At 72.1% G+C, this 26,822-nt stretch carries 26 protein-coding genes and 1 pseudogene; 18 read left to right on the forward strand and 9 right to left on the reverse strand.

The window, feature by feature from the left end; translation table 11 throughout:
* The first annotated feature begins 18 nt into the window (after positions 1–18).
* The 6 genes from ABFX81_RS04160 to ABFX81_RS04185 all read left to right on the forward strand — a co-directional run bounded on the left by ABFX81_RS04160 (position 19) and on the right by ABFX81_RS04185 (position 7,473).
* Positions 19–888, forward strand: coding sequence for a dioxygenase family protein (locus ABFX81_RS04160; RefSeq protein WP_086842095.1), 870 nt, complete (start codon positions 19–21; stop codon positions 886–888).
* The gene (locus ABFX81_RS04165; RefSeq protein ID WP_086842093.1) at positions 885–2,012 is read left to right on the forward strand and encodes an iron-containing alcohol dehydrogenase; all 1,128 of its coding nucleotides are present in this window, start codon (positions 885–887) and stop codon (positions 2,010–2,012) included. The genes ABFX81_RS04160 and ABFX81_RS04165 overlap by 4 nt, the downstream gene beginning before the upstream one ends.
* A gap of 101 nt (positions 2,013–2,113) precedes the next feature.
* A complete protein-coding gene (locus ABFX81_RS04170; RefSeq protein WP_086842092.1) occupies positions 2,114–2,950 on the forward strand; it encodes an NmrA family NAD(P)-binding protein in 837 nt (278 codons plus the stop codon).
* Between the two features lie 228 nt (positions 2,951–3,178).
* On the forward strand, positions 3,179–4,093 hold the full coding sequence (locus ABFX81_RS04175; RefSeq protein ID WP_086842090.1) for a YceI family protein: 915 nt from the start codon (positions 3,179–3,181) through the stop codon (positions 4,091–4,093).
* Between the two features lie 339 nt (positions 4,094–4,432).
* Entirely contained in the window at positions 4,433–6,475 is a 2,043-nt protein-coding gene (gene fusA / locus ABFX81_RS04180; RefSeq protein WP_346137631.1) for an elongation factor G, read from the forward strand.
* A 143-nt stretch (positions 6,476–6,618) separates the two neighbouring features.
* A complete protein-coding gene (locus tag ABFX81_RS04185) occupies positions 6,619–7,473 on the forward strand; it encodes an alpha/beta fold hydrolase (RefSeq protein ID WP_086842087.1) in 855 nt (284 codons plus the stop codon).
* Between the two features lie 23 nt (positions 7,474–7,496).
* Here the strand turns inward: ABFX81_RS04185 and ABFX81_RS04190 are convergent, their stop codons facing one another.
* Complete coding sequence (locus ABFX81_RS04190; protein WP_086842085.1) at positions 7,497–8,108, reverse strand: HD domain-containing protein; 612 nt, start codon at positions 8,106–8,108, stop codon at positions 7,497–7,499.
* A gap of 171 nt (positions 8,109–8,279) precedes the next feature.
* Here ABFX81_RS04190 and ABFX81_RS04195 point away from each other — a divergent pair, with 171 nt between their 5' ends.
* On the forward strand, positions 8,280–8,822 hold the full coding sequence (locus tag ABFX81_RS04195; RefSeq protein WP_086842083.1) for a hypothetical protein: 543 nt from the start codon (positions 8,280–8,282) through the stop codon (positions 8,820–8,822).
* 13 nt (positions 8,823–8,835) lie between these two features.
* Here the strand turns inward: ABFX81_RS04195 and ABFX81_RS04200 are convergent, their stop codons facing one another.
* Together ABFX81_RS04200 and ABFX81_RS04205 are read right to left on the reverse strand one after the other, a co-directional pair.
* Positions 8,836–9,228 (reverse strand): SCO5389 family protein, encoded by a 393-nt coding sequence (locus ABFX81_RS04200; protein WP_086842081.1) that lies wholly within the window; start codon positions 9,226–9,228, stop codon positions 8,836–8,838.
* A gap of 42 nt (positions 9,229–9,270) precedes the next feature.
* Positions 9,271–10,233 (reverse strand): nucleotide-binding protein, encoded by a 963-nt coding sequence (locus ABFX81_RS04205; RefSeq protein ID WP_086842079.1) that lies wholly within the window; start codon positions 10,231–10,233, stop codon positions 9,271–9,273.
* 167 nt (positions 10,234–10,400) lie between these two features.
* Between ABFX81_RS04205 and ABFX81_RS04210 the strand changes: the two genes are divergently transcribed.
* Positions 10,401–11,900 (forward strand): ABC transporter substrate-binding protein, encoded by a 1,500-nt coding sequence (locus ABFX81_RS04210; protein ID WP_086842077.1) that lies wholly within the window; start codon positions 10,401–10,403, stop codon positions 11,898–11,900.
* Between the two features lie 30 nt (positions 11,901–11,930).
* Here the strand turns inward: ABFX81_RS04210 and ABFX81_RS04215 are convergent, their stop codons facing one another.
* The gene (locus ABFX81_RS04215; RefSeq protein ID WP_086842075.1) at positions 11,931–12,332 is read right to left on the reverse strand and encodes a Rid family hydrolase; all 402 of its coding nucleotides are present in this window, start codon (positions 12,330–12,332) and stop codon (positions 11,931–11,933) included.
* Between the two features lie 113 nt (positions 12,333–12,445).
* On the opposite strand from ABFX81_RS04215, the gene ABFX81_RS04220 reads away from it, so the two are divergent.
* The gene (locus ABFX81_RS04220; RefSeq protein WP_059421625.1) at positions 12,446–12,826 is read left to right on the forward strand and encodes a winged helix-turn-helix transcriptional regulator; all 381 of its coding nucleotides are present in this window, start codon (positions 12,446–12,448) and stop codon (positions 12,824–12,826) included.
* Positions 12,827–12,837: 11 nt separating this feature from the next.
* Here the strand turns inward: ABFX81_RS04220 and ABFX81_RS04225 are convergent, their stop codons facing one another.
* Positions 12,838–13,596 (reverse strand): CDP-alcohol phosphatidyltransferase family protein, encoded by a 759-nt coding sequence (locus tag ABFX81_RS04225; RefSeq protein WP_086842073.1) that lies wholly within the window; start codon positions 13,594–13,596, stop codon positions 12,838–12,840.
* A 108-nt stretch (positions 13,597–13,704) separates the two neighbouring features.
* Here ABFX81_RS04225 and ABFX81_RS04230 point away from each other — a divergent pair, with 108 nt between their 5' ends.
* The 5 genes and pseudogenes from ABFX81_RS04230 to ABFX81_RS04250 form a co-directional block, all read left to right on the forward strand.
* Entirely contained in the window at positions 13,705–14,685 is a 981-nt protein-coding gene (locus ABFX81_RS04230) for an MDR/zinc-dependent alcohol dehydrogenase-like family protein (RefSeq protein ID WP_086842071.1), read from the forward strand.
* 193 nt (positions 14,686–14,878) lie between these two features.
* Positions 14,879–15,277, forward strand: a complete 399-nt coding sequence (locus ABFX81_RS04235; RefSeq protein ID WP_086842069.1) for a 6-carboxytetrahydropterin synthase — start codon at positions 14,879–14,881, stop codon at positions 15,275–15,277.
* Positions 15,274–16,479: a glycosyltransferase gene (locus ABFX81_RS04240; protein WP_086842067.1), complete on the forward strand. Its 1,206-nt coding sequence runs from the start codon at positions 15,274–15,276 to the stop codon at positions 16,477–16,479. Before ABFX81_RS04235 ends, ABFX81_RS04240 begins: the two co-directional genes overlap by 4 nt.
* A gap of 71 nt (positions 16,480–16,550) precedes the next feature.
* Positions 16,551–17,522, forward strand: a complete 972-nt coding sequence (locus tag ABFX81_RS04245) for a class I SAM-dependent methyltransferase (protein ID WP_428837142.1) — start codon at positions 16,551–16,553, stop codon at positions 17,520–17,522.
* A 368-nt stretch (positions 17,523–17,890) separates the two neighbouring features.
* A pseudogene (locus ABFX81_RS04250) lies at positions 17,891–18,763 on the forward strand (lysylphosphatidylglycerol synthase transmembrane domain-containing protein); the annotation flags it as partial.
* A 158-nt stretch (positions 18,764–18,921) separates the two neighbouring features.
* Here the strand turns inward: ABFX81_RS04250 and ABFX81_RS04255 are convergent.
* Complete coding sequence (locus ABFX81_RS04255) at positions 18,922–19,650, reverse strand: creatininase family protein (protein ID WP_086842063.1); 729 nt, start codon at positions 19,648–19,650, stop codon at positions 18,922–18,924.
* Between the two features lie 41 nt (positions 19,651–19,691).
* On the opposite strand from ABFX81_RS04255, the gene ribA reads away from it, so the two are divergent.
* Positions 19,692–20,351 (forward strand): GTP cyclohydrolase II, encoded by a 660-nt coding sequence (ribA, locus tag ABFX81_RS04260; protein WP_059421618.1) that lies wholly within the window; start codon positions 19,692–19,694, stop codon positions 20,349–20,351.
* Between the two features lie 150 nt (positions 20,352–20,501).
* A complete protein-coding gene (locus ABFX81_RS04265) occupies positions 20,502–21,563 on the forward strand; it encodes a Rossmann-fold NAD(P)-binding domain-containing protein (protein WP_086842061.1) in 1,062 nt (353 codons plus the stop codon).
* Positions 21,564–21,662: 99 nt separating this feature from the next.
* Here ABFX81_RS04265 and ABFX81_RS04270 read toward each other — a convergent pair whose 3' ends face one another.
* Complete coding sequence (locus ABFX81_RS04270; protein ID WP_086842059.1) at positions 21,663–22,895, reverse strand: serine hydrolase; 1,233 nt, start codon at positions 22,893–22,895, stop codon at positions 21,663–21,665.
* A 244-nt stretch (positions 22,896–23,139) separates the two neighbouring features.
* Between ABFX81_RS04270 and ABFX81_RS04275 the strand changes: the two genes are divergently transcribed.
* Positions 23,140–23,550, forward strand: a complete 411-nt coding sequence (locus ABFX81_RS04275) for a VOC family protein (protein ID WP_086842058.1) — start codon at positions 23,140–23,142, stop codon at positions 23,548–23,550.
* Positions 23,551–23,596: 46 nt separating this feature from the next.
* Here ABFX81_RS04275 and ABFX81_RS04280 read toward each other — a convergent pair whose 3' ends face one another.
* Together ABFX81_RS04280 and ABFX81_RS04285 are read right to left on the reverse strand one after the other, a co-directional pair.
* The gene (locus tag ABFX81_RS04280) at positions 23,597–24,955 is read right to left on the reverse strand and encodes an MFS transporter (RefSeq protein ID WP_086842056.1); all 1,359 of its coding nucleotides are present in this window, start codon (positions 24,953–24,955) and stop codon (positions 23,597–23,599) included.
* 176 nt (positions 24,956–25,131) lie between these two features.
* Positions 25,132–25,803 carry a TetR family transcriptional regulator gene (locus ABFX81_RS04285; protein ID WP_086842054.1) on the reverse strand — a complete coding sequence of 224 codons (672 nt, stop codon included), beginning with the start codon at positions 25,801–25,803 and terminating at the stop codon, positions 25,132–25,134.
* A 142-nt stretch (positions 25,804–25,945) separates the two neighbouring features.
* Between ABFX81_RS04285 and ABFX81_RS04290 the strand changes: the two genes are divergently transcribed.
* Positions 25,946–26,821, forward strand: a complete 876-nt coding sequence (locus ABFX81_RS04290; protein WP_086842052.1) for a shikimate dehydrogenase — start codon at positions 25,946–25,948, stop codon at positions 26,819–26,821.
* The last annotated feature ends 1 nt before the right edge of the window (position 26,822 follow it).

The following is a 26,822-nucleotide window of genomic DNA, read 5'->3' on the forward strand; positions in this document are numbered from 1 at the left end:
CGACGACGAGGAGCCGGGATGACCACCGACGCGACCGGGACCGGCGTCACCGAGCAGGCCCTCGCCAGCCTCCAGGGGGCCGCCGACCCGCGGCTGCGTGAGCTGCTCACCGGCCTCGTCCGCCATCTGCACGAATTCGCGCGCGAGACCCGGCTCACCCAGGAGGAGTGGGAGCGGGCGATCGCCTTCCTCACGGCGACCGGGCAGGCCTGCACCGACACCCGGCAGGAGTTCATCCTGCTGTCGGACGTGCTCGGGCTGTCCATGCTCGTGGAGACCGTCAACGGTCACCGCGCGCCCGGCGCCACCGAGTCGACCGTGCTCGGGCCCTTCCACATGACCGAGTCGCCGGTCCGCGCGCTCGGCGACGACATCGACCTGGTGGGCGGCGGCGAGCCGTGCGTGGTCAGCGGCCGGGTGCTGTCCGAGGACGGCACACCCCTTCCGGGTGCCGTCGTCGACGTCTGGCAGGCCGACGACAAGGGCCACTACGACGTCCAACAGCCCGGCGTGCAGCCCGCGGGCAACGGACGCGGACTGTTCACCGCCGACTCCGAGGGCCGCTTCTGGTTCCGCACCTGCGTCCCGGCGCCGTACCCGATCCCGACCGACGGCCCGGTCGGCGGGCTGCTGCGCGCCACCGGGCGGCACCCCTACCGCCCCGCGCACATCCACTTCATCGCCACGGCCGAGGGACACACGCCCGTCACCACGCACATCTTCGTGGCCGGCGGCGACTACCTCGACTCCGACGCGGTGTTCGCCGTGAAGGAAAGCCTGGTCCAGGACTTCGCGGAGACCGACGACCCGTCCCTGGCGCGGGAGTTCGGCGTGGCGAACCCGTTCCGGCACGCCCGCTTCGACCTCGTCCTGGAGCGTGCCGCATGACGTTCCCGAGCTTCCAGGGATTCGAGAGCTCCCCGAGCTTCCAGAGCGATTTCTCGTACGAGACCCGGCCCGTGCGGGTCGTGTTCCGGCCCGGCGCGGCCGTCACCGCGACCCCGGGCGAGGCCGCGCGCCTGGGCCTGCGGCGGTTGCTCGTGGTGTGCGGCAGCCGGGGCGAAGCCGTCGCCCGGGCGGTCGCGGACGCGCTCGGTGACACCTGCGTCGGAGTGCACGCCGAGGCCCGGATGCACGTACCCGTCGAGGACGCAGACCGGGCCGTCGCGGCCGTACGGGCGGCCGGGGCGGACGGCTGCGTAGCGGTCGGCGGCGGTTCCGCGATCGGACTCGGCAAGGCGATCGCCCTGCGCACCGGACTGCCGCTGATCGCCGTGCCGTCGACCTACTCGGGTTCCGAGATGACCCCCGTGTGGGGCCTGACCGAGCACGGCACCAAGCGCACCGGCCGCGACCCGGTCGTCCAGCCCCGCAGCGTCGTCTACGACCCCACGCTCACCCTCACCCTGCCCGTGCCGCTGACGGTGACCAGCGGCGTCAACGCGCTCGCGCACGCCGTCGAGGCGCTGTACGCCCCGGACACCTCGCCGCTGATCTCCGTCATGGCCGAGGAGGGCGTGCGCGCCATGGCCGAGGCACTGGCGCGACTGGCCGCCGCCCCGGAGGACCTGGACGCGCGCAGCCGGGCGCTGTACGCGGCATGGCTGTGCGGCACCTGCCTCGGCTCGACCACGATGGGGCTGCACCACAAGGTGTGCCACGTGCTGGGCGGCACCTTCCAACTGCCCCACGCCGAGACGCACACCGTCGTCCTTCCGTACGTCCTGGCCCACAACGCCCCCGCCGCCCCGCACACGCTGGCCGTACTGCGACGGGCCCTCGGCGCCGAGGACGCGCCCCGCGCCCTGTGGGAGCTGGCCGGGCGCCTCGGAGCACCGCGGTCGCTCGCCGAACTCGGCCTCGCGGAAGGCGACGTGACACCGGCGGCGGACCGGGTCGCGGGCGAACCGTACGCCAACCCACGCCCGGTGACGGCGGACGACGTCCGGGCCGTGCTGCGAGCGGCGTACGAGGGAGGCCCGCCGGAGCCGGCCGAGGCAACCACCCTCTAGAGGCAACAACCTTCTAGAGGCAACCACCTTCTCGTCAACCACCCTCCGGGGACGAGGACTTGCGGACAGAAGGTGACCGCAAGGTTTTCTACGGTCGTTCCATGACACAGACGCAGAAGATCCTTGTCACCGGCGCCACCGGTACCGTCGGCCGCCAGGTCGTCGCCGAGCTGCTCGCCCGGGGCCACGAGGTCCGCGCCCTTACCCGGGACGCCGCGAAGGCGACTTTCCCGGCCGGTGTGGAGGTGGTGGAGGGCGACCTGACGCAACCCGACGGCCTGGCCCCGGCGCTGGAGGGGATCACCGGCCTCCACCTGATCACCTTCGGCGGCGCCGCCCTCACCCCGCTGGAGACCGGCCCGCGCATCCTGGAGCTGGCCCGCTCGGCCGGCGTCCGCCGGATCACCGTGCTGCACGGCGGCGGACCCACCCCGCTGGAGGACGCGGTGCGCGCCGACGACGGTGTGGAGTGGACCGTGCTGATGCCGGTCGAGTTCATGGCCAACGCCCTGGAGTGGGCGGACGGGATCGTGGCCTCGGGTGAGGTGCGGGAGCCTTTCGTCTCCCGGTTGAGTGCCATGGTCCACGAGGGCGACATCGGCGCCGTCGCCGCGGTCGCGCTCACGGAGGAGGCGCACGCGGGCCAGGAGTACGTCATCACCGGTCCCGAGCTGCTCACCGTCGGCGACAAGGTGGCGACGATCGCCCCCGCCGTCGGCCGGGAGATCGCGCTGGTCGAACTGACCGAGGAACAGGCCGTCGAGCAGTGGCGGGCGGCGGGCCTCCCGGAGAACGTCATCGGCTTCCTGCTCGAGGCGTACGGCAACACTCCCGAGGTGGGCCGCACGGTCGCGAGCACCGTCGAGAAGGTCACCGGCCGCCCGGCCCGCACCTTCGCCCAGTGGGCGGCGGAACACGCGGACGCGTTCAAGGCGTAGGCGCCGGGCGGCTGACTCCGGCTGCGGGCGTCGCAGGCTGTCTCCGGACGTCTCCGGGCCGCCGCAGGCTGTCTCCGCCGTCTGCGGCTGTCTCGTAATGAGACACCCGTCCCGGAGGCCGGTCCCGCAAGATCGGCAAGGGGGTGTGACCGCAGCATGGTGCGGCCGTCGGCGTGCGCTGAAACCGCCGCCCGTACGGCCGTGCCACCCCGAAGAAAGGTGAACCACATGGCCCTCGCACTGCTCCGGCGCCGGCGACTCAAGAGCGCCTCGGCCCGAGCGGCGGGCCTCGCCCTCCCCCTTCCCTCCGGCGCGGGTGCCGTGGCCCGCGAGGTCGTCGACCCGATGGGCTCGCCCCTGGCGGCCGCGGACGTCACCGTCACCGCGCTGGACACCCACCGGGTGGCGGCCCGCGGGACGACCGACCCGTACGGCTACTTCCTCGCGGCGCTGCCGCCCGGCCGGTACAGCCTGCTCATCGCGGCGGAGGGCCTTCAGCCGCACCGCGAGACCATCGAGATCGAGGTGGGCACCTCCACGCCCAGCGAGCGGGTGTGGCTGCGTCCGGCCGAGTCCCTCCAGCTGCCGACGCCCGGCACCTGGCTCTTCGACCCGCCGCACACCGCGATCCGGTTCATCGCCAAGCACGTCGGCATGGCCCACGTCCACGGCCGTTTCGAACGCTTCGAGGGCGGGATCCGGATCGCCCAGGACATGACCGACTCCCGGGTGCACGTCCGCATCGACGCCTCCAGCATCACCACCGGCAACACCACCCGCGACAACCACCTGCGGTCCGCCGACTTCCTGGACGTCGAACGCTTCCCGTACATCGACTTCACCAGCGCCCGCTTCGCCTACCGGGGCGGCAGCAAGTGGACGCTGCTGGGTTCCCTCACGATGCACGGCGTCAGCCGCTCGGTCTCGCTGGACACCACGTACCTCGGCACGGTGAACGGCGGTTACGGGCAGGAACTGCGCTGCGCGGCCCTGGCGACGGCGGAGCTGCACCGCGAGGACTTCACGCTGAACTGGCGTTCGATGCTGGCCCGGGGCATCGCGGTGGTCGGTCCGACGGTGCAACTGGAGCTGGACGTCCAGGCGATGTACCGGACCCACGACACACCGACCCCGCCGGAATAATCCCTGGCCCGCTTCCCTCACCCCTCCCTACACTCACCGAGTACCCGGCGCCGCCCACGACGTGAGCGGCGGCGCACCGACGTGACGAACGAAGGGAGACGGCCATGCGTGACCGCACCGCTGCCACCGTCTCCCTGCCGCGCTACGAGGTGATCCTCGTGTCCTCGTCGCTCCGGTGTCCGCTGCGCGGCGGCACCGGATGACCGGGACGAACGTCTGAGAAGGCCCGCTCACAGCTTGCCGACGTGAAGTCGGCAGGCTGTGCACGCTCGTCGCCACGCCCGCCTCGCCCGGTAATCGCGCTGCCCCTTTCCTGAACCTTTCGAAAGGCCCTGGGCCGTGCGCATCAACCACAACCCGCTCGCCGTCGTCCGCAACCTCGGCATCCTCGCCCACGTCGACGCCGGCAAGACCACCGTCACCGAACGGATCCTGTTCGCCACCGGAACCACGCACAAGCGCGGCGAGGTCCACGACGGCACGACCGTCACCGACTTCGACCCGCAGGAGAGGGACCGGGGCATCACCATCTTCGCCGCGGCGGTGAGCTGCGCCTGGGACGGTCACCGGATCAACCTGATCGACACCCCGGGGCACGTCGACTTCGCCGACGAGGTGGAGCGTGCGCTGCGCGTCCTCGACGGTGCGGTGGCCGTGTTCGACGCGGTGGCCGGGGTGGAGCCGCAGAGCGAGTCGGTGTGGCGGCAGGCCGACCGGCACGGCGTACCGAGGATCGCGTTCGTCAACAAGATGGACCGCGCAGGTGCCGACCTGGACGCGGCCGTCGCGTCGATCAGGGATCGGCTGCACCCGGCCCCACTGGTCGTGCAGGTGCCGATCGGTTCGGAGGACACCTTCACCGGCGTCGTCGACCTCGTACGCATGCGCGCCCTGGTGTGGACCGACGGCGACGCCGTCGAGGACGCGCCGGTGCCGGACGATCTCCGGGACGAGGCCCTCGCACGCCGCCGGGCGCTGGAGGAGGCCGTGGCGGAACTCCATCCGGGCGCCCTGGAGGAGTTCTGCGACACGGGCACGCTCGGCGAGCGGACCCTCTCCGCGGCGCTGCGGGACCTGACCCGGGACGGTGACGGCGTGGTCGTGCTGTGCGGCTCCGCGTACCGCAACCGCGGTGTCGAGCCGCTGCTCGACGCGTTCGTGGCCTATCTGCCGTCACCGCTGGACGTGCCGCCGGTCAGGGGCACGTACGACGGTGACGAACAGGAGCGGCCCGCGGATCCGGCGGCACCACCGGCCGCCCTCGCCTTCAAGGTGCACGCCACCCCGACAGGACGGCTGACCTACCTGCGGATCTACTCCGGAACGATCGAGAAGGGAGACACCCTGTGGGACGCGAGCGCGCGCCGCACCGAGCGGATCGGCCGCATCCTGCGCGTCCAGGCCGACCGGCACGCACCGCTGGAGCGGGCGGTCGCCGGGGACATCGTCGCCGTCGTCGGGCTCAAGTCGGCCCGCGCCGGCTCGACCCTGTGCGCGCCGGACGCCCCGCTCGTCCTGGAACCGCCGGGCGTGCCCGAGCCGGTGGTCTCGGTAGCCGTCGAGTCCCGCAGGACAGGCGACACCGACCGTCTGGCGTCCGGGCTGGCCCGGCTGACCGAGGAGGATCCCTCGCTCGTCGTGCGAACCGACCCGGAGACCGGGCAGACCGTACTGTCGGGCATGGGCGAACTGCACTTGGAGGTGGCCATGGAGAAGCTCCGGCGCGAGCTGGGACTGGAGGTCAACGTCGGCCGCCCCCGGGTCAGTTACCGCGAGACGGTCGCCCGGGGCGTTTCCGGTCTCGTCTACCGGCACGTCAAACAGGACGGCGGAGCGGGGCAGTTCGCCCACGTCGTCCTCGACGTGGAGCCGTACGAGGAGGGCGGGTTCGCCTTCCGGTCGGCCGTCGTCGGCGGGCGCGTGCCCCAGGAGTACGTCCGGGCGGTCGAGGCCGGCTGCCGCGACGCCCTCACCGAAGGGCCGCTCGGCGGGCACCCGGTGACCGGGCTGCGCGTCACGCTCACCGACGGGGCGACCCATGTGAAGGACTCCTCGGACACGGCGTTCCGCACAGCCGGCCGCCTCGGCCTCCGCGAGGCCCTGCGTACCTGCGCGATGGTCCTCCTGGAACCGGTCGCCGAGGTCACGGTCACCGTGCCCGAGGACGCGGTGGGCGGCGTGCTCGGCGACCTCGCCGCCCGGCGCGGCCGGGTGACCGGCTCGGCCACCCGCGCGGGCGCGGCGGTCGTCACGGCCACCGTGCCGCTGGCCGAACTCTTCGGCTACGCGACCCGCCTGCGCAGCCGCACCCAGGGCCGCGGCACCTTCACGACCCGGCCCACCGGCTACGCGCCGGCGCCGGTCGCGACGCCGGTGCGGTAGCGGGCCGGCGGTCGGTCCCTCCCCGGAAAGGGAGGGGCCGACCCGCTGACGGCTAGGACGCCACCGTCGACGCCAGGCGGACGGCTGGCGCCCCGGCGGATATCCGGTTGCCCCGGACTCCCCCTCCTGCCACCCTCGCGCCCATGCCCACCTTCACCGCCTCCGACGGCACCACCCTCGCCTACCACGCGACGGGGGACGGCCCGCCTCTGGTCTGCCTCCCCGGTGGACCGATGCAGGACTCGGTCTACCTGGGGGACCTGGGTGGTCTGACCGCCCGCCGCACCCTGATCCGGCTGGACCTCAGGGGCACGGGCCGGTCGGCTGTTCCGACGGACACGGCGTCGTACCGCTGTGACCGGCAGGTCGCCGATGTCGAGGCGCTCCGCGAGGAGCTGGGTCCGGAGCGGCTGGACCTGCTCGGGCACTCCGCCGGTGCCAACCTGGCCGCGCTGTACACGGCCCGCCATCCGGACCGCGTGGGCCGGCTCGCCCTGATCACGCCCAGCGTCTTCGCCGTCGGCCTCGACATCAGTGCCGAGGACCGCCTGGGGACGGCACGCCTGCGCCGGGACGAGCCGTGGTTCGCCGCGGCGTACGCGTCCCTGGAGGCCATCACGGCCGGCCGGGCGAAGGCCGCCGACTGGGACGCCGTCGCCCCCTTCTGGTTCGCCCGCTGGGACGACGAGGCCCGGGCCTTCCGTGCGGCGGAGCAGCGACAGCGCAACGACGAAGCCGCCGCTCTCTATGCCTCCGACGGTGCCTTCGACCCCCACGTCACCCGGAGTTCCCTCGCCGCGTTTCCCTCACCGGTCCTCGTCCTCGCCGGGGAGTACGACGTGGCGGGGCCCGCGCGCGTGATGACGGAGTACGCGGGGCTGTTCCCGGGCGCCGAACTGGTCGTGCAGAACAGGGCCGGGCACTTTCCGTGGAGGGACGATCCGCAGGGGTTCGTGACGGCCCTGGTGGCCTTCCTGGACCAGGCCTCGGGCAGCTAGCCCCAGCCGGCGCCGTGAGTCACCTACGGACCGGCCACCCGCTGGATGCTGCCGCCGCACGGCACCGGCCGGTCGAGGTCCGGGTCGCCGAACTCCGCACGCAAGTCCTGGAAGGCGGTCACCTTGTCCTCGCCGAAGCGGCGGACGTGGGCGGCGTACTCGTCGGGGGAGAGGAACGCCGACGGCCTGGACTTGGTGTGGAACTTGTCCGCGTACATCACCAGCCTTTCCTCCTCGGTGACCGCCAGGTAGTCGGCGGGCGGGAGGGGCAGTCCCTGGCTCACGATGTCGTGCCGCGTGAGTCCCACTCCGGTGTGGTGGGAGCAGAAGCGGCGGAGGGTTTCGGGGAAGCCCTCCGCCTCGAGGATCTCGTGGCCGAGCAGTCCGTGGCGGATGTAATTCTCGTGGTCCAGCCGTCCGTCGTCCCCGTAGAGGCGATAGACGCCGATGTCGTGGAGGAGGCAGCCGGCGCGGACCAGTTCGGCGTCGAGGTGAGCGAGGTGGGGCGCGGAGAGGAGCTGCTCGGCGATTCCCCAGACGATCTCGCAGTGCGTGTGGACGAGCGTGAACGCTTCGGCGGTGGGCGCGTGCTTCTCGTGCAGCGCTTGGATCTCTGCGGGGCTCGGAATCCTCACCGGGGGAGCGTAACAACCGCCGAGCCCGCTTGGTCGGCCAGTTCCCACGCCGCCTGTTTCCACGCGATCGGGTGATGCTGCGGAGAAGCGGGCACGGGCTGCCTCCGCGGGCCGTTCGAGCTGGTGACGGGAACTTCTCGTCCATTGTCATCACAGCAGCGGGAGCACACCATGGGCCTGCACTTCCACCGCAACCCCGACGGCACGACGACCGGGCGCAACGAGGCCAACGGCTTCACCGTGACGCATGCCGAAGAAGAAGAGGTGAAGCGGCAGTTGTACGAGGACGCCGGGTGGGAGTACACGCCTCCACCGCCTCCGGTTCCGCCCGGGTTCCATCGGTTCTCCTTGGTGCACGACGAGTTCCGGGCCTCCGGGTTCGGGGACGAGAGGTATGCGGGGCTGCGGGCGCGTCCGCCGGAGGGGTGCGTGCCGGCCGACTGGGGTTGCTTCGCCCTGGAGTGCGAGCGGCCGGGGAAGACGCTCATGGACGCGGTCGCCGGTACCGTCGCGGAGGTCCGCCGGCAACACGGGCTGGTGATGAACAGCCTGGGTGTCGAGAAGCCCCAGGAATGGTTCGACGCGGACAACAAGAACGGATACGCGGCGAAGATCGTCGCGCACTTGGTGCTGATGGCCGCTGACCGCGCCCGACTGCTCGGATACGGGCGCAAGGACGTGGTCCGGCTACTCGATGCCACGGGGATCGAGTAGCCGGCGCGGTGGGTCAGCAGTCCCTGAACTCAGGCGATTGGTTCAGGATCTGGGACCGCACGGACGTGAAGCGCGCGTACGTCTCCCCGTCCCGCGACCCCGGGCGGAACGCCGCCACGCGGTGGCAGTTCTGGAAGGCCAGCGTGATGCCGAAGTGGCGTTCCAGGCTGGTGCGGATCGCGTCGCTGGCGAGGGCGCGCAGGAGTTGGCCGCGCTCCTGTTCCGACGGGGGAGGGGTCTGGTTGTCGGTGAAGTCGGCCTGGCCGTCGTGGAGGTCGGTGGCGAGGGAGGCGATCAGGTCGTAGGCGTAGGGGAGGGAGGTGCGGACCGTGTCCACGAAGTCCTCCTCCCGGATGTCACCCTGCTCGGCTTCGGCGAGGAGCGTCGGGGAGACGTCGAGAGACATGGGGGAGTGTCGTCCTGTCTGTTGGCGGTGAGGGCGGAGGAGTCAGGTGTTCAGCGGGGTGCCGCCCGGGACGTAGTCCGGGTCGATCTGGGCGGCCAGGTCCTCGCCCGTGCGGGCGTCCGCCCATGCGCGGGCGTTGCGCAGGTGGAACTCGACGGCGTGTCGGTGGAGCCGGTCCCAGTCGCGGGGGTGGGAGTCGACGGCCTCGCGGAGGATCGTGAGTGCGTGGCGGTTGTGCGGCTCCAGGGAGTCCAGCGCGTCCAGGCCGCCCTCGGTGCGGCCCTGTTCGGCCGCGCGGACCCAGGGGGACTGGACCAGGTAGGCCAGGAGGTCGTCCCCTACCTGTTCCTTGAGGAAGAGGAGGTCGTCCTCGCAGGTCACCTTGTTGCCGACGACCGCGATGCGGATGCCGAACTGTTCCGCTTGGTCGCGGTACTGGCGGTAGACCGAGACGCCCTTGCGGGTGGGTTCCGCCACCAGGAAGGTGAGGTCGAAACGGGTGAACAGGCCGGAGGCGAAGGCGTCCGCGCCCGCCGTCATGTCGACCACGACGTATTCGCCGGGGCCGTCGGCCAGGTGGCCGAGGTACAGCTCGACCGCGCCCAGCTTGGAGTGGTAACAGGCCACGCCCAGGTCGGACTCGTCGAACTCGCCCGTGACCATCAGCGGGACGCCGCCCGCCCGGCCGACGTGCCGGCTGTGCAGTTCGTCGTCGCCGAGTGGGCGCAGGAGTCGGGAGCCGCGTCCCGGGGGAGTTGTCTTGATCATCGCCTCGCGGGAGGTGATGCGGGGGTTCGTGCCGCGCAGGAAGTCCTTGATCTCCCCCAGGCGCTCACCCAGGGGAGGGGCGGACTTCTCCTCCTCGCCGAGCGCCTCGGCCAGGTGCTGGTTGATGTCGCCGTCGATGGCGAGGACCGGGGCGCCGGAGCGCGCCAGGTGGCGGGAGAAGAGCGCCGACAGCGTGGTCTTGCCGCTGCCGCCCTTGCCGACGAACGCGACCCTCACGACCGCTCCACCGTTTTGAAAATGAATGTCATGTGGTTAGGTTTAGGGAGTGATCGTCGCTGCTGTCAAATTGCTTGCTCCGTATGGGACTTGCACGGCGTCCGAGTGGCGGACCCCCGGTCGGCCGGCGCCTCGACCTTGATGCATATGCTGTGCAAGTGCGTCATGTGAGCATCAAGAGTTCGTTCCGGTTTCTCGCCGCCCTCGTCCTCGTCCCGGGCCTGGCGGGCTGCTTCGCCTCCCCCGGCGGGGAGTCGTCGTCGGACGGTGGGCCGTCGGGCTCGCGGCTGCGCGTCGCCCTCGCCTTCCCGCCCGCCGAGAACTTCTCGCCGTACGGCGCCGACGCCACGCTCCTCAGCCGGCTCGGGGTCACCGAGGGGCTGACCGCCCTGGACGCCAACGGTGCCGCGGCCCCCGCGCTCGCCGAGGCCTGGCGCCGCGAGAGCGACCGCACCTGGCGGTTCACCCTGCGCGAGGCCACCTTCCAGGACGGTACGGACGTCACCCCGTCCGCCGTGGCCGACGCGCTCACCCGCGCCACGAAGGCGAAGCCCGTGCCCGCCGCCCTCGCCGGTGTCAGCCTCGACGCCGAGGCCGACGGCAGCCGCGGCATCCGTGTCACCACCGCCGCGGCCGACCCCGTCCTGCCCATGCGCCTGTCCAGCCCGAGTCTGGCGATCCTCTCCCCGAAGGCGTACGAGAAGAAGGGCGCCCCCACGCCCGTCGGCACCGCCACCGGGCCCTTCGCGATCACCGAGGTCGACAGCGGCGGCTCCGCCACTCTCGACCGCTTCGACGACTACTGGGGCGGCCGCGCCCACGCCTCGGGCATCGACGCGCGCTTCGTCAAGGACGGCACCGCGCGTGCCAACGCGGTGCGCACCGGCGACGTCGACATCGCCGAGGCGCTCCCCGTCGCCCAGGCCGCCACCCTCGACAAGGCGACCCTCGAGGAAGCCGGCACTACCCGGACGACCAGCCTTCAACTCAACACCACAAGTGGTCCCTTCAAGGACCCGAAGCTGCGCGCCGCCGCGCGTACGGCGGTCGACTCCTCCGTCATCGTAAAGGGTGTCTTCGAGGGGTACGCGGACCCGGGCGCGGGCATCTACGGTCCCGCCGTCACATGGGCCGACAGCAAGCGCGTGCGGCCGAAGGGGCGCGCGGACGCCGCCCGGCCCGACGACACGCGGATCACCCTCGCCACCTACGACAACCGGCCCGAACTGCCCGAGGTCGCCCAGGTCGTGCAACAGCAGCTCGAAAAGGCCGGCTTCACGGTCAAGCTGGATGTGCGCGAGTACTCACGGCTGGAGAGCGACGCGCTGGCCGGGAGGTTCGACGCGTTCATCGGCGCCCGCAACAGCCTGCTGGACACCGGCGACCCCGTCGGCGTCCTCGCCAGTGACTACACCTGCGACGGCGGCTACAACCTGGCCCTGCTGTGCGACAAGGACGTCGACCGGGCCGTCGAGAAGGCCGACGGGACCGACGGCACGGGCGAGCGGCAGGACGCGGCCATGGCCGCCGAGGCAGCGATCCTCGGCACGGACGCGGTCGTGCCGCTGGCCCATCAGCAGATCATCGCCGGTGTCTCCACCAAGGTCAGGGGCGTCGTCCTCGACCCGTACGAGCGGGCCCTGGTGGGCACCGGGACGCGTCGCTGACCGGCTCCCGCCAGGGGCCGCCGCCCTGGATCAGGCCGGCAGCTTCGTGTCGATCACGCAGCTGATCTCGACCGCCTGCCCGGGGAAGGTGAGTTCGGTGACGCCCAGGGCCGTGCTGACCGGGCGGTGGGTACCGAAGTACGCCCGGTTGCGCTCCGCGATCACGTCGGCGTTCTTCACCAGGTCGACCACGTACAGCGTCTGCGAGACGATCTGGTTGCGCGTGACGCCGTAGTGGGCCAGCACCTTGTCGATGTTGGCGTAGGTCCCCTCCAGTTGAGCGGCGACGTCGTCCTCCGGGCGGAAGCCGCCCGCCTCGTCGAACGAGAGCTGTCCGGAGACGTGGATCAGATCGCCGGACCTGATCGCCTGCGCGTAGCCGAAGTGGGCCTCGGCCGGTATGGCGTGGTCGTAGACGTCGATCGTGGTCATGGTTCCCGTCCTTCCGTCGAGCGCGCATCCGCGCTCTCTTGTGGTTACTCGGAAACCGTAGGAGAGTGTGGGCCGACCTGGAAGAACGCACTTTTCAGTGACTGGGGAACCAGATGGTGACCAAGCAGTTGAGGGACCTGCCGGAGAACGCGGACCTGCGGCGGGCCGACTCCCTGGCGCGGGAGATCTTCTCGGACGTGGCCAACAAGTGGGCGCTGCTCATCATCGAGGCCCTCGGTGAACGCACCCTGCGCTTCAGCGAGTTGCGTGACGAGGTCGAGGGCGTCAGCCACAAGATGCTCACGCAGAACCTGCGGATGCTGGAGCGCAACGGCCTGGTCGACCGGAAGGTGCATCCCACCGTGCCGCCGAAGGTCGAGTACACCCTCACCGAACCGGGCCGGGCCCTGCGCGCCACGGTCGACCTGATCTGCGGCTGGACCCATGAGTACCTCGGGCACATCGAGTCGGCGCGCGACCGGTTCGACGCCTGACCGGCCGGGCGTCAGCTCGCGACCAGTTCCCGCACCTGCCGCCGGGCCGGGGCCTTCTCGACCCGCGAGGTCCGGTACAGCCACAGCACATCACGTCCGAACGACCACACCAGCAGGCCCAGAGCCAGGGCCGCGACCCCGAAGTTGGCGGCGTACGGCAGCAGATCGGCGCCCGCCAGCAGCAGAAGCACGCCCTGGAGCGCCGCGACCGTCTTGCGGGCCGTGCTCGGCGGGAGTGCGGCGGTCAGCCAGGGCCAGACGCGGGCGGCGCCGACGAAGACGTACCGCATGCCGCCGATCAGCAGCACCCACGGGCCCAGTTGCATCGAGACGTACACGCTCAGCACCAGGATCAGGAACGCGTCGACCTCCATGTCGAAGCGCGCGCCCAGCGGGGTCGAGGTGCCGGTGCGGCGGGCCACCTTGCCGTCGACACCGTCGAGGATCAGCGCCACCGCCGTCAGACCGACGAGCAGCGACACGGGCGGCGAGCTCTGGAAGGAGTCCGCGACCAGCGCGGTGACCCCGCCGACGAGGGTGGCCCGGCCGAGGGTGACCCGGTTCGCCGCGCCGAACGAGCGCAGCCGGGAACGGTGCAGGGCCCGGGAGAGCACCGCCCAGGTGGCGATCGCGAACGCGAGGCCCGTCAGCCAGCCCGCCGGCCCCATCCCGATCGCCGTTCCGATCAGGGCCAGCAGCAGGATCTGCACTCCCGCCCCCAGGGCGGTCTCCTGCTGGAGCCTCGCGTCGTACGTGTTGTTCAGGGCCACCGAACACCCTCCGGCCGTGTGACAGAGTCGATCAACGCCGCTACCTTGTGCGCGGCCTGTGCACCCCTCGGTACGCAAGCAGCTTCCCGATCGTTCAGGAGGACTTCGATGAAGCACACCGGACGTGCGTTCTGGATCGACTCGCCTGGGCGAGGTGGAATCCGGGACGTCGCCCTGCCGGAGCCCGGCGAGGGCGAGGTGCTGGTCCGCACGCTGTACTCCGGCGTCAGCCGCGGCACGGAGACGCTGGTCTTCCGCGGCGGCGTGCCCGTCAGCCAGCACACCGCCATGCGGGCGCCGTTCCAGGAGGGCGACTTCCCGGGCCCGGTGAAGTACGGCTACCTCAACGTCGGCGTGGTGGAGGAGGGACCCGAGGCGCTCGCCGGCCGTACGGTGTTCTGCCTCTACCCGCACCAGACCCGGTACGTCGTCCCGGTGAGCGCCGTCACACCCGTACCCGACGCCGTGCCGGCCGAACGGGCCGTGCTCGCGGGGACCGTGGAGACCGCCGTCAACGCGCTGTGGGACGCCGCGCCCCTGGTCGGAGACCGGATCGCCGTGGTCGGCGGGGGCATGGTCGGCTGCTCGGTGGCCGCCCTGCTCGCCCGGTTCCCCGGTGTCCGCGTCCAGTTGGTCGACGCCGACCCGGGCCGGGCCGGCATCGCCAAGGCCCTGGGTGTCGGCTTCGCCTCCCCCGAGGACGCCCTCGGCGAGTGCGACCTGGTCGTCCACGCCAGCGCCACCGAGCAGGGCCTCGCCCGTTCCCTGGAACTCCTCACCGCCGAAGGGACCGTGCTCGAACTGAGCTGGTACGGCGACCGGCAGGTCAGCGTGCCGCTCGGCGAGGCCTTCCACTCCCGGCGGCTCGTCATCCGCTCCAGCCAGGTCGGCACCGTCTCCCCGGCCCGCCCCAACCGCACCTACGCCGACCGGCTCGCCCTCGCCCTCGACCTGCTCGCCGACCCGGCCCTCGACGCCCTCGTCACCGGCGAATCCGCCTTCGAGGACCTGCCGGACGTGCTGCCGAAGCTCGCCTCCGGCGAGATTCCCGCGCTGTGTCACCGGGTCCGCTACGGCGAGAGCGATTGACGCATCGACTGACGAATCGTTCCATCCGGTACGGCTTCCGTGCGACTTCAGTGCCGGGTGGACACGGCGAATGCGCCTGACCTGAGAAAAGACGTACCGGAGACTGAACAGGGGAAGGCAAGGAGCCGTAATACACGGCATCCCCGGCAGCCATGGCGGGGGAGCAGACGCGCCGCACCTGGAGGGTCGTCCGTTGTTCAGCATCACCGTCCGCGATCACATCATGATCGCCCACAGCTTCCACGGCGAGGTCTTCGGACCGGCGCAGCGCCTGCACGGGGCCACGTTCCTCGTTGACGCCACGTTCCGGCGCGAGCAGCTGGACGAGGACAACATCGTCGTCGACATCGGTCTGGCGACCCAGGAACTCGGGGCGGTGGTCAGCGAGCTGAACTACCGCAATCTCGACAACGAGCCCGACTTCGCCGGTGTCAACACCTCCACGGAGTTCCTCGCCAAGGTCATCGCCGACCGGCTCGCCGAGCGCATCCACAAGGGCGCGCTGGGCGAGGGCGCCAAGGGCATCGCGGGCCTGACCGTCACCCTGCACGAATCACACATCGCGTGGGCGAGTTACGAGCGTGCGCTGTGACCGACACGACGATCGAACGGCCCGGGCAGAGCGGACCGGCACCGGCGCGGCTGAATTATGTTCCCGTGCAGCACGCCACCCTGAAGAACGCCGAGATCATCCCCATGTCCCTGCGCACCGTGCACTTCGTGCTGCCGGGCGGCGTCGACGACCCGGCCGCGCCCAGCGGCGGCAACGCCTACGACCGGCGCGTGTGCCTGGACCTGCCCGGCTTCGGCTGGCAGGTGACCAAGCACGCCGTGGCCGGTGACTGGCCCCGGCCGGGGGCGGCGGCCCGTACGGAACTCGCCCGCGCCCTGAGCGGCTTGCCCGACGGTGCCGTCGTCCTGCTCGACGGGCTGGTCGCCTGCGGCGTCCCGGAGATCGTCGTGCCGGAGGCGGAACGACTGCGCATGGCCGTCCTCGTCCACCTCCCGCTCGGCGACGAGACCGGGCTCGACCCGGCCGTGGCCGCCGAACTCGACGCCAAGGAACGGGCGGTGCTGCGGGCGGTGCCGGCGGTGATCGCCACCAGCGACTGGGCGGTCCGCAGGCTGGTCGCCCACCACGGCCTTCCCCCGGAGCGGGTGCACGTCGCGGCGCCCGGCGCCGACATCGCGCCGCTCGCGCCCGGCACCGACGGCGTCTCACGGCTCCTGTGCGTGGCCGCCGTGACCCCGCGCAAGGGACAGCACCGGCTGGTGGAGGCACTGGCCACGGTGACCGACCTGCCGTGGAGCTGCGTCTTCGTCGGCAGTCTCACCCAGGACCCGGAGTACGTCGCCCATCTGCGGTCCCTCATCGCCGAGCACGGCCTTCAGGACCGGCTGGAGCTGGCGGGTCCGCAGTCCGGCGCCGTGCTCGACGCCAGTTACGCCACCGCCGACCTGATGGTCCTCACCTCCTACGCCGAGACGTACGGCATGGCCGTGACCGAGGCACTGGCGCGCGGCATCCCGGTCATGGCCACGGACGTCGGCGGGCTCCCCGAGGCGGTCGGCCGCGCTCCCGACGGCGGTGTGCCCGGCATCCTCGTCCCGCCGGAGAACTCCGCCGCCATCGCCGCCGAACTGCGCTGCTGGTTCGGCGAAGCGGACGTACGCCGTCGTCTCAAGGCCGCCGCCCGCAGCCGCCGCGCCGCCCTCGGCGGCTGGGCGGCGACCGCACAGAGCCTGGCGGCGGTACTGCGCCGGCTCCCGAACGACCCCCGGAGGGCCGCATGACGAACCCGGTGACGACCCAGCAGAGCGGGACGATTCCGGCCCAGCCCGGGCCGAGGGAGGCTGCCGAGTCGATGGACGGACTGATTCCGGGCGGGAGTCCCGGGGCATGGCGGGCCGCGGAGTCCGCGGATGCCGTCATCCCGGGCGCGGGCCCCTCCGGCACGCCCGGCGCGCGGCCCACCGTGAAGCTGCGTGAGGCCGATCCCGAGGATCCGCCCCGTTACGCGCCCGAGTGGCTGGAGCTGCGGGAGCCGGCCGACGTCGCCGCGCGGGCGCACGATCTGCTCGACCCGTTGCGCATCCGGCTCGCCAACCTGCCGGGCAAGCCGGGCGGTGTCGTCATCCACGACCTCGGGTGCGGTACCGGCTCGATGGGCCGCTGGCTCGCCCCCTGTCTGGACGGCACGCAGCACTGGGTCCTGCACGACCGCGACCCTTACCTGCTGCACTTCGCCGCCGTCGCCTCCCCGCGCACCGCCGCCGACGGCAGCCGGGTCACCGTGGAGACGCGGCGCGGTGACGTCGCCCGCCTCACCGCGGACGCCCTGCGCGGTGCGTCCCTGGTGACGGCGTCCGCCCTGCTGGACGTCCTCACCCGCGAGGAGATCGACACCCTCGCCGCCGCCTGCGCCGGAGCCGGCTGCCCCGCCCTGCTGACGCTGTCCGTCGCGGGCCGCGTGGAGCTGACGCCGTCACATCCGCTGGACTCGGAGATAGCCCAGGCGTTCAACGACCACCAGCGCCGCGACGGTCTGCTCGGTCCCGACGCGGTGACGGCGGCGGCCGAGGCGTTCTCCGAGCACGGCGCTACGGTACGGCTGCATCCGAGCCCGTGGCGGCTCGGCCCCGAGCAGGCCGCGCTCACCGAGCAGTGGCTGCGCGGCTGGGTCGGCGCCGCAGTCGAGCAGCGCCCCGACCTGCGCGCCCGCGCCGACGCCTACCTGGCCGAACGCCTGGCCGACTGCGCCGCCGGCCGGTTGCGCGTCACCGTCCACCACACCGACCTCCTGGCTCTGTGCCGCCCGGAGGGCGGAGCGTCATGAGTTCACGGGCGGGGACGGACGTCGCGCCTCGGGGTGCGGTGGCGGGGACGCGCGTGCGGCTGAATCCCGCTGACGCCGCCCGGCTGCCGGAGAGCGCCGAGACCGCCGACGGTCCGGGCCGGCTCGATGGAACCGGAGTTCCGGCGCCGTCCCCGGCAGTCGCCGAGCCGTCGCGCGGGCTCGGCGCCACCGCCCCGGACGGGCCGCCGGCGATGGGCCGGCGTTCGCCCGCCGGGACCGGGGTCGCGGTCGCGCCCCCGGCCGATCCGGAGGTGCCGTGCCCGGTCGCCGACGGCACGGGCGTGCGCCGACCCGGCGAGCCGGCCGTCTCCGCACGCCCCGTCGCCGACGCCGGGACCCCGGTGCCCATGACCGGCCCGGAGCCCTCCCGTCCCGGTCCCGTCCGCACCGTTCTCGCCCGGCTCGGCTCCCGCAAGGTCCGTACCCACCTCGGTACGTTCGCCGGAGTCGTCATCCTCGGGGTGCTGCTGTGGCGGCTGGGCACCGGGGTCTTCCTGGACGGGCTGCGCCGCATCGACGCGATGACCCTGGTGCTGGCGCTCGGGATCGGGCTCGTCACCACCGTGTTCAGCGCGTGGCGATGGGCGCTCGTCGCCCGGAGCCTCAGGATCCGGTTGCCGTTCGGGCCGGCCGTCGCCGACTACTACCGGGCGCTGTTCCTGAACGCGGCGCTGCCCGGCGGGGTGCTCGGCGATGTGCACCGCGCGGTGCGGCACGGGCAGAGCGAGGGGGACGTGCGGCGGGGCGTGAAGGCCGTCGTCCTCGAACGGGCCGCCGGGCAGATCGCGTTGTTCGCCCTCGGGGCCGTGGTCCTGCTGACCATGCCGTCCCCGGTGCTGGCCCAGGCCCGGCACATCGCCCCGCTCGCGGTCCTGGCTGCACTGGGGGCACTCGCCGTGGTCCTCGCCCTGCGCATGAACCGCTCGGCGCCCTCCCGCCGGGGCCGGGCGCTGCGCGCCATGCTCACCGAGGCACGGGAGGGGCTGCTGTCCCGCCGCAACGGGCCCGGAGTCGTGGTCTCCTCGGTGGTCGTCCTGGCGGGTTACGTCGCCATGTTCGTCCTCGCCGCCCGCGTCGCCGGAGCCGCCGCCTCGGTGTCCGTATTGGTGCCGCTCGCCGTACTCGCGCTGCTGGCCATGGGCCTGCCGCTGAACGTCGGCGGCTGGGGGCCGAGGGAAGGCGTCACCGCCTGGGCGTTCGGCGCCGCGGGTCTGGGCGCCGGCCGGGGACTCGCCGTCGCGGTCGTCTACGGGGTGCTGAGCCTCGTGGCGAGCCTGCCCGGCCTGGTCGTGCTCGTCGCCCGCTGGTACGCGGGCCTGCGCGCCGGGTCCGAGTCCGCCTCACCGGCCCCCGGACCCGGCACCGCGACCGTGCCTGACTACGCGTCGGAGGTCAGCAGTGAGAAATACGCCCCGAAGGAATCCGCCAGGCTCGCCAGGAGTTCCTTCCCTTTTTCCGCCGAACCCAGCGAAGGACGGCCGATGACACCGGAATCGGTATAACCGGACATGCCGAGGGTGAGCAGATGACGCCGGTCGTCAGCGACAAAATCGGAAGTCTCATAACCGGGTCGGAGCATTTCGGGATGAGCGTGCAGAAGGATGGAGGTCTCTATTTCCCCCGCGTGCATGTCGGTGAGCAGCGAGGCGACCACACCCGCCCGCTCCCGCGCCGCCTCCCAGTCCTCCGGGGCCGGGAACAGCGCCATCCGCTCGCCGCGGGCGGAGGATTCCTGAACGACGTTGCCCAGTACGTAGTTTCCGCCGTGCCCGTTGACCACCACCAGGGCGTCGACGCCCGACCGGCGGAGCGAAGCCGCTATGTCCCGTACCACCGCATGAAGGGTCACCGAGGAGATGCTCACGGTCCCCGGCCAGGCCGCGTGCTCGTGCGAGCACGAGATCGTCACCGGAGGAAGGAGGTGCACCGGGTACGCGCCGGCTATCTCCCGCGCGACGGCACAGGCGACGAGCGTGTCGGTCGCCAGCGGGAGATACGGACCGTGCTGCTCGAAGCTCCCCACGGGAAGCACCGCGACCTGCCGTGAGACACCGGCGCCCCGCGTCCGTACGTCTTCCGTGGTGTCCGCCGGCACCAAGTCACTCATAACGTCACGGCCTTTCGTCTCTGCTTAGGAACTCGAGAATCATGACAGAAAAAATTGGCGTACTCGGCAAGAAGTCACCGCAGCGGACCGGCGTGGAACGCGTCGTGAATGCGCCCTTGCCCACCGTGTACGGGAAATTCCAGGCGGTCGGCTACCTGGACCACGACCGCGGTGACGAACAAGTGGCGCTGGTCTACGGCGACCTCGGCACCGACGACGTGCTCATCCGGCTGCACTCCGAGTGCCTGACCGGCGACGCCTTCGGCTCCCAGCACTGCGAGTGCGGCGACCAGCTCGACGCCGCGCTGCGCGCGGTCGTCGCCGAGGGCGCCGGTGTCGTCGTCTACCTCAGAGGGCACGAAGGCCGCGGCATCGGCCTGCTCGCCAAGCTGCGCGCGATGGCCCTCCAGGCGGAGGGCCTGGACACCGTCGAGGCCAACCTCGCCCTCGGCCTGCCGGTGGACGCCCGCGACTACGGCGTGGCCGCCCGGATCCTCGACGACCTGGGCGTCAAGTCCGTCCGCCTGATGTCCAACAACCCGCGCAAGCGCGAGGCGCTGGTGAACCACGGCATCGAGGTCGCCGAGCAGGTGCCCCTGCTGATCCCGCCGTGCGAGAACAACATCACCTATCTGCGGACCAAGCGGGAGCGCCTCGACCACCACCTGCCCCACCTCGACGCGGTGGTCAGCTCCTCCTGAGACGACGCCGGGGCAGATCCGGAGCCCCTCGACGTGACCTGGGCGCATTCGTGCGCGACCCCCGGGCGGGCCGCGTACGCTTCGTGGACGTCCGCCCCTTGAGCGCCGGTCCTTTGCGGCCGGCGCCTCACGTCCGGAGGCCCACCTGGTATGACCGAGCTCCATCTGTGGCTGCGCCACGAGGCCCGAACGACCGAGCGACGCACACCGGTCGTGCCCGGCGACGCCCGGCGGCTCGTCGAGCACGGAGTGGCACTGACCGTCGAGGACTCCCCGCAGCGGGTCTTCCCGACCGAGGAGTACGAGGCGGCCGGCTGCCGTGTCGTGCCCGCGGGCTCCTGGGTGTCGGCCCCGCGGGACGCCGTCGTGCTCGGCCTGAAGGAACTCCCCGACCATCCGGCCGAGCTGACGCACCGGCACATCTTCTTCGGCCACGCCTACAAGGGCCAGCCGGGAGCGGCCGGCCTGCTGCGCCGGTTCGCCGCCGGTGGCGGGGCGCTGTTCGACCTGGAGTACCTGGTGGACGACACCGGGCGGCGCCTCGCCGCCTTCGGGTTCTGGGCCGGATATCTGGGCGCGGCCCTGGCGGTGCTCCAGCACCGAGGCCGGCTGCGGGCGCCGCTGGCGCCCACGACGAAGGAGGCCCTGGACGAGACGCTGAAGCCCGGCCCGGACGACGCCGAGTTCACCGGCCTGGTCGTCGGGGCCCTGGGGCGCAGCGGCCGCGGTGCCCGCACGGCCTTCGCCACGGCCGGTGCGGACCCGACCTGCTGGGACCTCGCCGAGACCCGCGACCTGGACCGCCGCGCCCTGCTGGCTCACGACGTGATGGTGAACGCGGTGCTCGCCACCAGCCCGGTCCCGCCCTTCCTCCGCGAGCAGGACCTCGACACCCCGGAGCGCCGCCTGCGCACCCTGTGCGACGTCACGTGCGACGTCGGCTCCCCGCTCAACGTCCTTCCGGTGTACGACGAGACCACCGACTGGGACGAGCCCGTCCGCAGGCTGCGCGAAGACCCCCCGCTGGACCTGATCGCCATCGACAACCTGCCCTCGCTGCTGCCGCTGGAGTCCAGCGCCGACTTCTCGGCCGCCCTCCTGCCCCACCTGCTCGACTTCGGCGTCACCGGGCCCTGGGGCCGCTGTCTGGACCGGTTCCGTCAGGCATGCCGCGAACACGGCCTCGGCACGGGGGAGCCCCTTGACCACTGACCTGGTCCGTCCCCGCGAGCGGCACGGTCCGAGCAGTGGCTGAGTGAACTCACCCGGGACGGCGTCGGGTTCACGCTCCGGGTCGACCAGTGGCGGGGGTCAGCCCGACACGGCCTCGTGGACGAACTTCTTGAGGTCCCGGAAGACCGTGTGGGAGGTCCTGGGCCGCACCTGCGTCATGAACTGCACCGTCAGGTCGCGGCCCGGGTCGACCCAGAACGTCGTCGTGGCCACCCCGCTCCAGCCGTAGGCGCCGAGTCCGGACGGCGCCTGGGTGCGGGACGGGTCGATCACCACGGAGACGTTGAGCCCGAAGCCGACCCCCTCGTTGCCGGGCTCGTCGTGGGCCGGGCGGCTGCCGAAGGCCCGCAGATCGGCGCCGCCGGGCAGGTGGTTGCGGGTCATCAGGTCCAGCGTCCGAGGGGCGAGCAGCCGGACGCCGTCGAGTTCGCCCCGGCGGCGCAGGAACTCCATGAAGCGGTGGTAGTCGTGGGCGGAGGCCGCCATGCCGCCACTGCCGGACAGGAACCGCGGCCGGCCACCGCGCAGCGGCAGCCCGGCGATCCGCTCGATGCCGCCGCCCTCCTTCTCCCCGTACATCTCGGACAGCCGGGGCGCCTGCTCGTCCGTGACGTGGAAACCCGCGTCCGTCATGCCGAGCGGCCCGAAGATCCGCTCGGCGCAGAACACGTCGAGCGGCTGCCCCGACACGACCTCGACGACCCGGCCCAGGACGTTGCTCGCCACCGAGTAGTTCCACTGCGTGCCGGGCTCGAACTGCAACGGCAGACTCGCGTACACCTCGATCGTCTCGGCCAGGTCCGAGCCCGGCCGCACCGACGACTCCAGCCCGGCCTCGCGGTACAGGGCGTCCACCGGGTGGGTGTGGTAGAAGCCGAAGGTCAGGCCCGAGGTGTGGGTCATCAGGTGCCGGACGAGTATCGGGCCGGTGGCCGGGCGGGTTCTGACGTCGGCCCCGGAGCCGTCGACGTAGACCCGCGGGTCGGCGAAGGCCGGCAGGTGGTCGGCGACCGGGTCGTCCAGCGACAGCCGGCCCTCCTCCACCAGCAGCAGCGCGGCGACCGCGGTCACCGGTTTCGTCATGGAGTAGACCCGCCACAGCGTGTCCGGCTCGACGGGCTGCCCGGCCGCGATGTCGCGCAGGCCGTGCGTCGTGAGGTGGGCGACGCGTCCGGCGCGGGCGACGGACACGAGGAAGCCCGGCAGCCGGCCCTCGTCGACGAGACCGGCGAAGTGCCGGTCCAGGCGGCTCAGCGCCTTTGGATCCAGCCCGGCCTCATCCGGGTCGACCTCTTGTCGCAGCTGTGCCATCGCTCATCCTCCGTCGCGCTCGTCGAGGTGAGATCCGGCATACCCCGCCCGGACCGCCTCAGACCCCATCCTCGTGCAGGAACCACGCGTGATCACACGAGAACGGCAACCTGATCCAGGTCGTGCACGCCGAGTCCTAGGTTCCGGGGCGCAGGACCGACGGCCGATGTCAGGCGGCAGCCGGCCTCCTAGGCTGCGAGGCGGATCGCCGCCGCAGATCAGGACGCCACGAGACGAGGTCGCCATGCCCGTGAACGGTCGCAGCCACATCCGGATCGCCCGCCCCTCCCGCGACCTCGCGGCGGCCGAGCGGTTCTGGCGCGAGGGGCTCGGGCTCAGTGTCGTGTGGCGGTCCGACGGCGGATCCGAACCGGGCCACCACGACCTGCTGATGCTCGGCTGGCCCGACGCCGACTGGCATCTGGAGCTCGTGCACGAGTCCGCCCGGCCGGTGGAGCCCCGCCCCACGGAGGAGGATCTACTGGTCGTCTACGCCGATGGCCCGGTCCCCGAGGACCTGATCGCCCGCTTGGAGCGGCACGGCGGCAAGCGGGTCGAATCCCCCAACCCCTACTGGAACGCATGGGGCGTCACCATCGAGGACCCCGACGGCTACCGCCTGGTGCTGTGCCGCCGGGCCTGGTCCAACGGCTGACGAGACCCCGCCGGGCCCGCGAGGGCCCGGCGGGAGCGGTCCGGGCTCAGGCCGTCACCTTCTCCGGCTCCGTGGTCGCCCGGACCGGGCGTACGCCCAGCGCCTCCGTCGGAACCCGGTGGGTCTCGCGAGCCGACAGCGCGGCGATGACCGGCGGCACGCACAGGGCCGCCGTGAACAGGGCCACCGCCGACCAGTCGTCGCCGCCCGGCCCCGCGATCCGCGCGGCGAACGTCACCGCGAAGCCGGCCGCCGCGAAACCGATCTGCGTGCCGATGGCCACGCCGGACAGCCGCACCCGGGTCGTGAACATCTCGCCGTAGAAGGCGGGCCACACGCCGTTCGCGGCGCTGTAGACCACGCCGAAGCAGAGGATGCCCAGCGCGAACGTCAGCGGGTACGAGCCCGTGGAGACGGCCCACAGGTACAGGAACATCGTCACCGCGCTGCCGGCCGCACCGATCAGGTACACCGGGCGGCGGCCGATCCGGTCGGACAGTGTGGCCCACAGCGGGATCGCGGCGAGTGCGACGAGGTTGGCCAGGGCGCCCACCCACAGCATGGCGGTGCGCGACATGCCGACCGCGTCGCTCGTGGCGTACGCCAGTGCCCACACCGTGAAGATGGTGCTGACCGAGGCGATGAGCGCGCCCGCGATCACCCGCAGCACATCCGCCCAGTGCTCGCGCAGCAGCACCACCAGCGGCATCTTGACGACGCCCTGCTCGGCGGCCTGCTGGGCGAAGGCGGGGGTCTCGTCCAGCTTGCGGCGGATGACGTAGCCGACGACGGCGACGGCGACGCTCAGCCAGAACGGCACCCGCCAGCCCCAGGACAGCAACTGGTCCTCGGGCATCGCGGCGACCGGGATGAAGACCAGCGTGGCCAGGAGCTGGCCGCCCTGCGTGCCGCTGAGGGTGAAGCTGGTGAAGAAGCCACGCCGGCCCGGCGGCGCGTGTTCCAGCGTCATGGAGTTGGCGCTGGCCTGTTCACCCGCCGCCGAGATGCCCTGGAGCACCCGGCAGAGCACCAGCAGGACCGGGGCGAGCGTGCCGACCTGGTCCCGGGTCGGCAGACAGCCGATCAGGAACGTCGACAGGCCCATCAGCATCAGCGTGAAGACCATGATCTTCTTGCGGCCGAGCTTGTCGCCGAAGTGGCCGAGGACCAGCGCGCCGACCGGGCGGGCGGCGTACGCGACGCCGAACGTGGCCAGCGACAGCAGGGTCGCGGTGGCCGGGTCCGACTCGTCGAAGAACACCTCGGGGAAGATCAGTGCGGCGGCACTGCCGTAGATGAAGAAGTCGTAGTACTCCAGCGCGCTGCCGATCCATGCGGCGGTCGCGGCTTTCCTGGGCTGACCGGGTGGGGCTGCGGCCCCTCGGGGCGTGGCGGGGACGGACACGGCGGCTCCTTAGCGGGCTCCACCATAGGCGGAGGGAACAGAAGGGCTAGCGAAGGGGGAAGTGCCGGATCGCGGCTAATTAACCCACTGGGTAGTTAGTAGGGGATGGCTAGGGATGCTGCGCCCGAGTGCCGCCGGTGTCAAGGGGTCGTGCGCCGACGTACGGCGCCGCACGTTCAGTCCGCCGCGCGCTCCGCCGTGAGGTACGCGATCACCATGTCGCCCAGCATGGCGCGGTAGTGCGCGCGCTGCGCCGGGTCGACCAGGTCGCGGCCGAACAGCGCGCCGAAGGTGTGCCGGTTGGAGACCCGGAAGAAGCAGAAGGAGGAGATCATCGCGTGCAGGTCGACGGCGTCGACGTCCGCCGTGAACAGACCTGACCTGCGGCCTTCCTCCAGGATGCGGCCGATCACGTCCAGGGCGGGGGAGCCGATCCTCGCCAGTTTCCCGGAGGCGGCGATGTGCTGCGCCTCGTGGATGTTCTCGATGCTGACCAGGCGGATGAAGTCCGGGTGCTGCTCGTGGTGGTCGAAGGTCACCTCGGCGAGACGGCGGATGGCCGCCACCGGGTCCAGGTGCTCGACGTCGAGCTGCTGCTCGGCCTCCCGGATCACGCCGTAGGCCCGTTCCAGCACGGCCGTGAACAGCTGTTCCTTGCCGCCGAAGTAGTAGTAGATCATCCGCTTCGTGGTGCGGGTGCGGGCGGCGATCTCGTCCACGCGGGCCCCGTCGTAGCCGGCCCGGGCGAACTCCTGCGTGGCGACGTCGAGGATCTCGGCCTGGGTGCGGGCGGCGTCACGGACGCGCTCGCGCTCGCCAGGACGTGCCGGTTCTTCGACGCTGGTCATCAGGTTCCTTCGGGCGGAGGGGGCCGGTGCCGGTGATTCTAGGAGCAGGGGCCTGATCCCACCGGGGCCTTCCCGTGGTCGAGCTCGGCTGATATAGCTAACGTACTAGTTCGTACATTACTGAGCCGCTCGGGAGGCCCGTGTGCCCAAGGACTCGTATCTCGTCGGACTGATCGGTTCCGGTATCGGCCCGTCGCTCAGCCCGGCACTCCACGAGCGGGAGGGCGACCGGCAGGGCCTGCGCCTGCTGTACCGGCTGATCGACATCGACCCGCTCGGTGTGCCCCCCGAGGCGGTGGGCGATCTGGTGCGGGCCGCCCGCGACCTCGGGTTCGACGGGCTCAACATCACGCACCCGTGCAAGCAGCTCGTCATCGGGCACCTGGACGCGCTCGCGCCGCAGGCCGAGGCGCTGGGCGCGGTCAACACCGTCGTCTTCGAGGACGGCCGGGCCGTCGGCCACAACACGGACGTCACCGGCTTCGCCGCGTCCTTCGCGCGCGGACTGCCCGACGCGCCCCTGGAGCGGGTCGTGCAGCTGGGCGCCGGGGGCGCGGGCGCGGCCGTCGCGCACGCCATGCTCACCCTCGGCGCCGAGCGGGTCACCGTCGTCGACGCCCTGCCCGAACGGGCCGCCGCCCTGGCCGGCTCCCTGAACCGCGCGTTCGGCCAGGACCGTGCCGCCGCCGCACCCCCGGACCGGCAGGCGCGACTGCTCGCACAGGCCGACGGCATCGTCCACGCCACGCCCACCGGCATGGCGGCCCACCCCGGTCTGCCGCTGCCCGCCGAGCTGCTCCACCCCCGGCTGTGGGTCGCCGAGGTCGTCTACCGTCCGCTGGAGACCGAACTGCTGCGCACCGCCCGCGCGCTGGGCTGCGCCACCCTCGACGGCGGCGGCATGGCCGCCTTCCAGGCCGCCGACGCGTTCCGCCTGTTCACCGGACGGGAACCCGACGCCGCGCGGATGCTGGCGGACCTGACCCAACTGGCCGGCGCCGTAGGGGCATCGAACTGAA

This window comes from Streptomyces coeruleofuscus (assembly GCF_039532725.1).
Classification (GTDB): domain Bacteria; phylum Actinomycetota; class Actinomycetes; order Streptomycetales; family Streptomycetaceae; genus Streptomyces; species Streptomyces coeruleofuscus.

What these genes read in the sequence shown, in the direction of transcription:
- ABFX81_RS04265 (WP_086842061.1), top strand. Translation starts at nt 20,502, where the DNA reads ATGACCGAGCTCCATCTGTGGCTGCGCCACGAGGCCCGAACGACCGAG.
- ABFX81_RS04285 (WP_086842054.1), bottom strand. Translation starts at nt 25,803, where the DNA reads ATGACCAGCGTCGAAGAACCGGCACGTCCTGGCGAGCGCGAGCGCGTC.
- ABFX81_RS04245 (WP_428837142.1), top strand. Translation starts at nt 16,551, where the DNA reads ATGGACGGACTGATTCCGGGCGGGAGTCCCGGGGCATGGCGGGCCGCG.
- ABFX81_RS04195 (WP_086842083.1), top strand. Translation starts at nt 8,280, where the DNA reads ATGGGCCTGCACTTCCACCGCAACCCCGACGGCACGACGACCGGGCGC.
- ABFX81_RS04170 (WP_086842092.1), top strand. Translation starts at nt 2,114, where the DNA reads ATGACACAGACGCAGAAGATCCTTGTCACCGGCGCCACCGGTACCGTC.
- ABFX81_RS04185 (WP_086842087.1), top strand. Translation starts at nt 6,619, where the DNA reads ATGCCCACCTTCACCGCCTCCGACGGCACCACCCTCGCCTACCACGCG.
- ABFX81_RS04220 (WP_059421625.1), top strand. Translation starts at nt 12,446, where the DNA reads ATGGTGACCAAGCAGTTGAGGGACCTGCCGGAGAACGCGGACCTGCGG.
- ABFX81_RS04200 (WP_086842081.1), bottom strand. Translation starts at nt 9,228, where the DNA reads ATGTCTCTCGACGTCTCCCCGACGCTCCTCGCCGAAGCCGAGCAGGGT.
- ABFX81_RS04175 (WP_086842090.1), top strand. Translation starts at nt 3,179, where the DNA reads ATGGCCCTCGCACTGCTCCGGCGCCGGCGACTCAAGAGCGCCTCGGCC.
- ABFX81_RS04215 (WP_086842075.1), bottom strand. Translation starts at nt 12,332, where the DNA reads ATGACCACGATCGACGTCTACGACCACGCCATACCGGCCGAGGCCCAC.
- ABFX81_RS04275 (WP_086842058.1), top strand. Translation starts at nt 23,140, where the DNA reads ATGCCCGTGAACGGTCGCAGCCACATCCGGATCGCCCGCCCCTCCCGC.
- ABFX81_RS04270 (WP_086842059.1), bottom strand. Translation starts at nt 22,895, where the DNA reads ATGGCACAGCTGCGACAAGAGGTCGACCCGGATGAGGCCGGGCTGGAT.
- ABFX81_RS04230 (WP_086842071.1), top strand. Translation starts at nt 13,705, where the DNA reads ATGAAGCACACCGGACGTGCGTTCTGGATCGACTCGCCTGGGCGAGGT.
- ABFX81_RS04255 (WP_086842063.1), bottom strand. Translation starts at nt 19,650, where the DNA reads ATGAGTGACTTGGTGCCGGCGGACACCACGGAAGACGTACGGACGCGG.
- ribA (WP_059421618.1), top strand. Translation starts at nt 19,692, where the DNA reads ATGACAGAAAAAATTGGCGTACTCGGCAAGAAGTCACCGCAGCGGACC.
- ABFX81_RS04160 (WP_086842095.1), top strand. Translation starts at nt 19, where the DNA reads ATGACCACCGACGCGACCGGGACCGGCGTCACCGAGCAGGCCCTCGCC.
- ABFX81_RS04165 (WP_086842093.1), top strand. Translation starts at nt 885, where the DNA reads ATGACGTTCCCGAGCTTCCAGGGATTCGAGAGCTCCCCGAGCTTCCAG.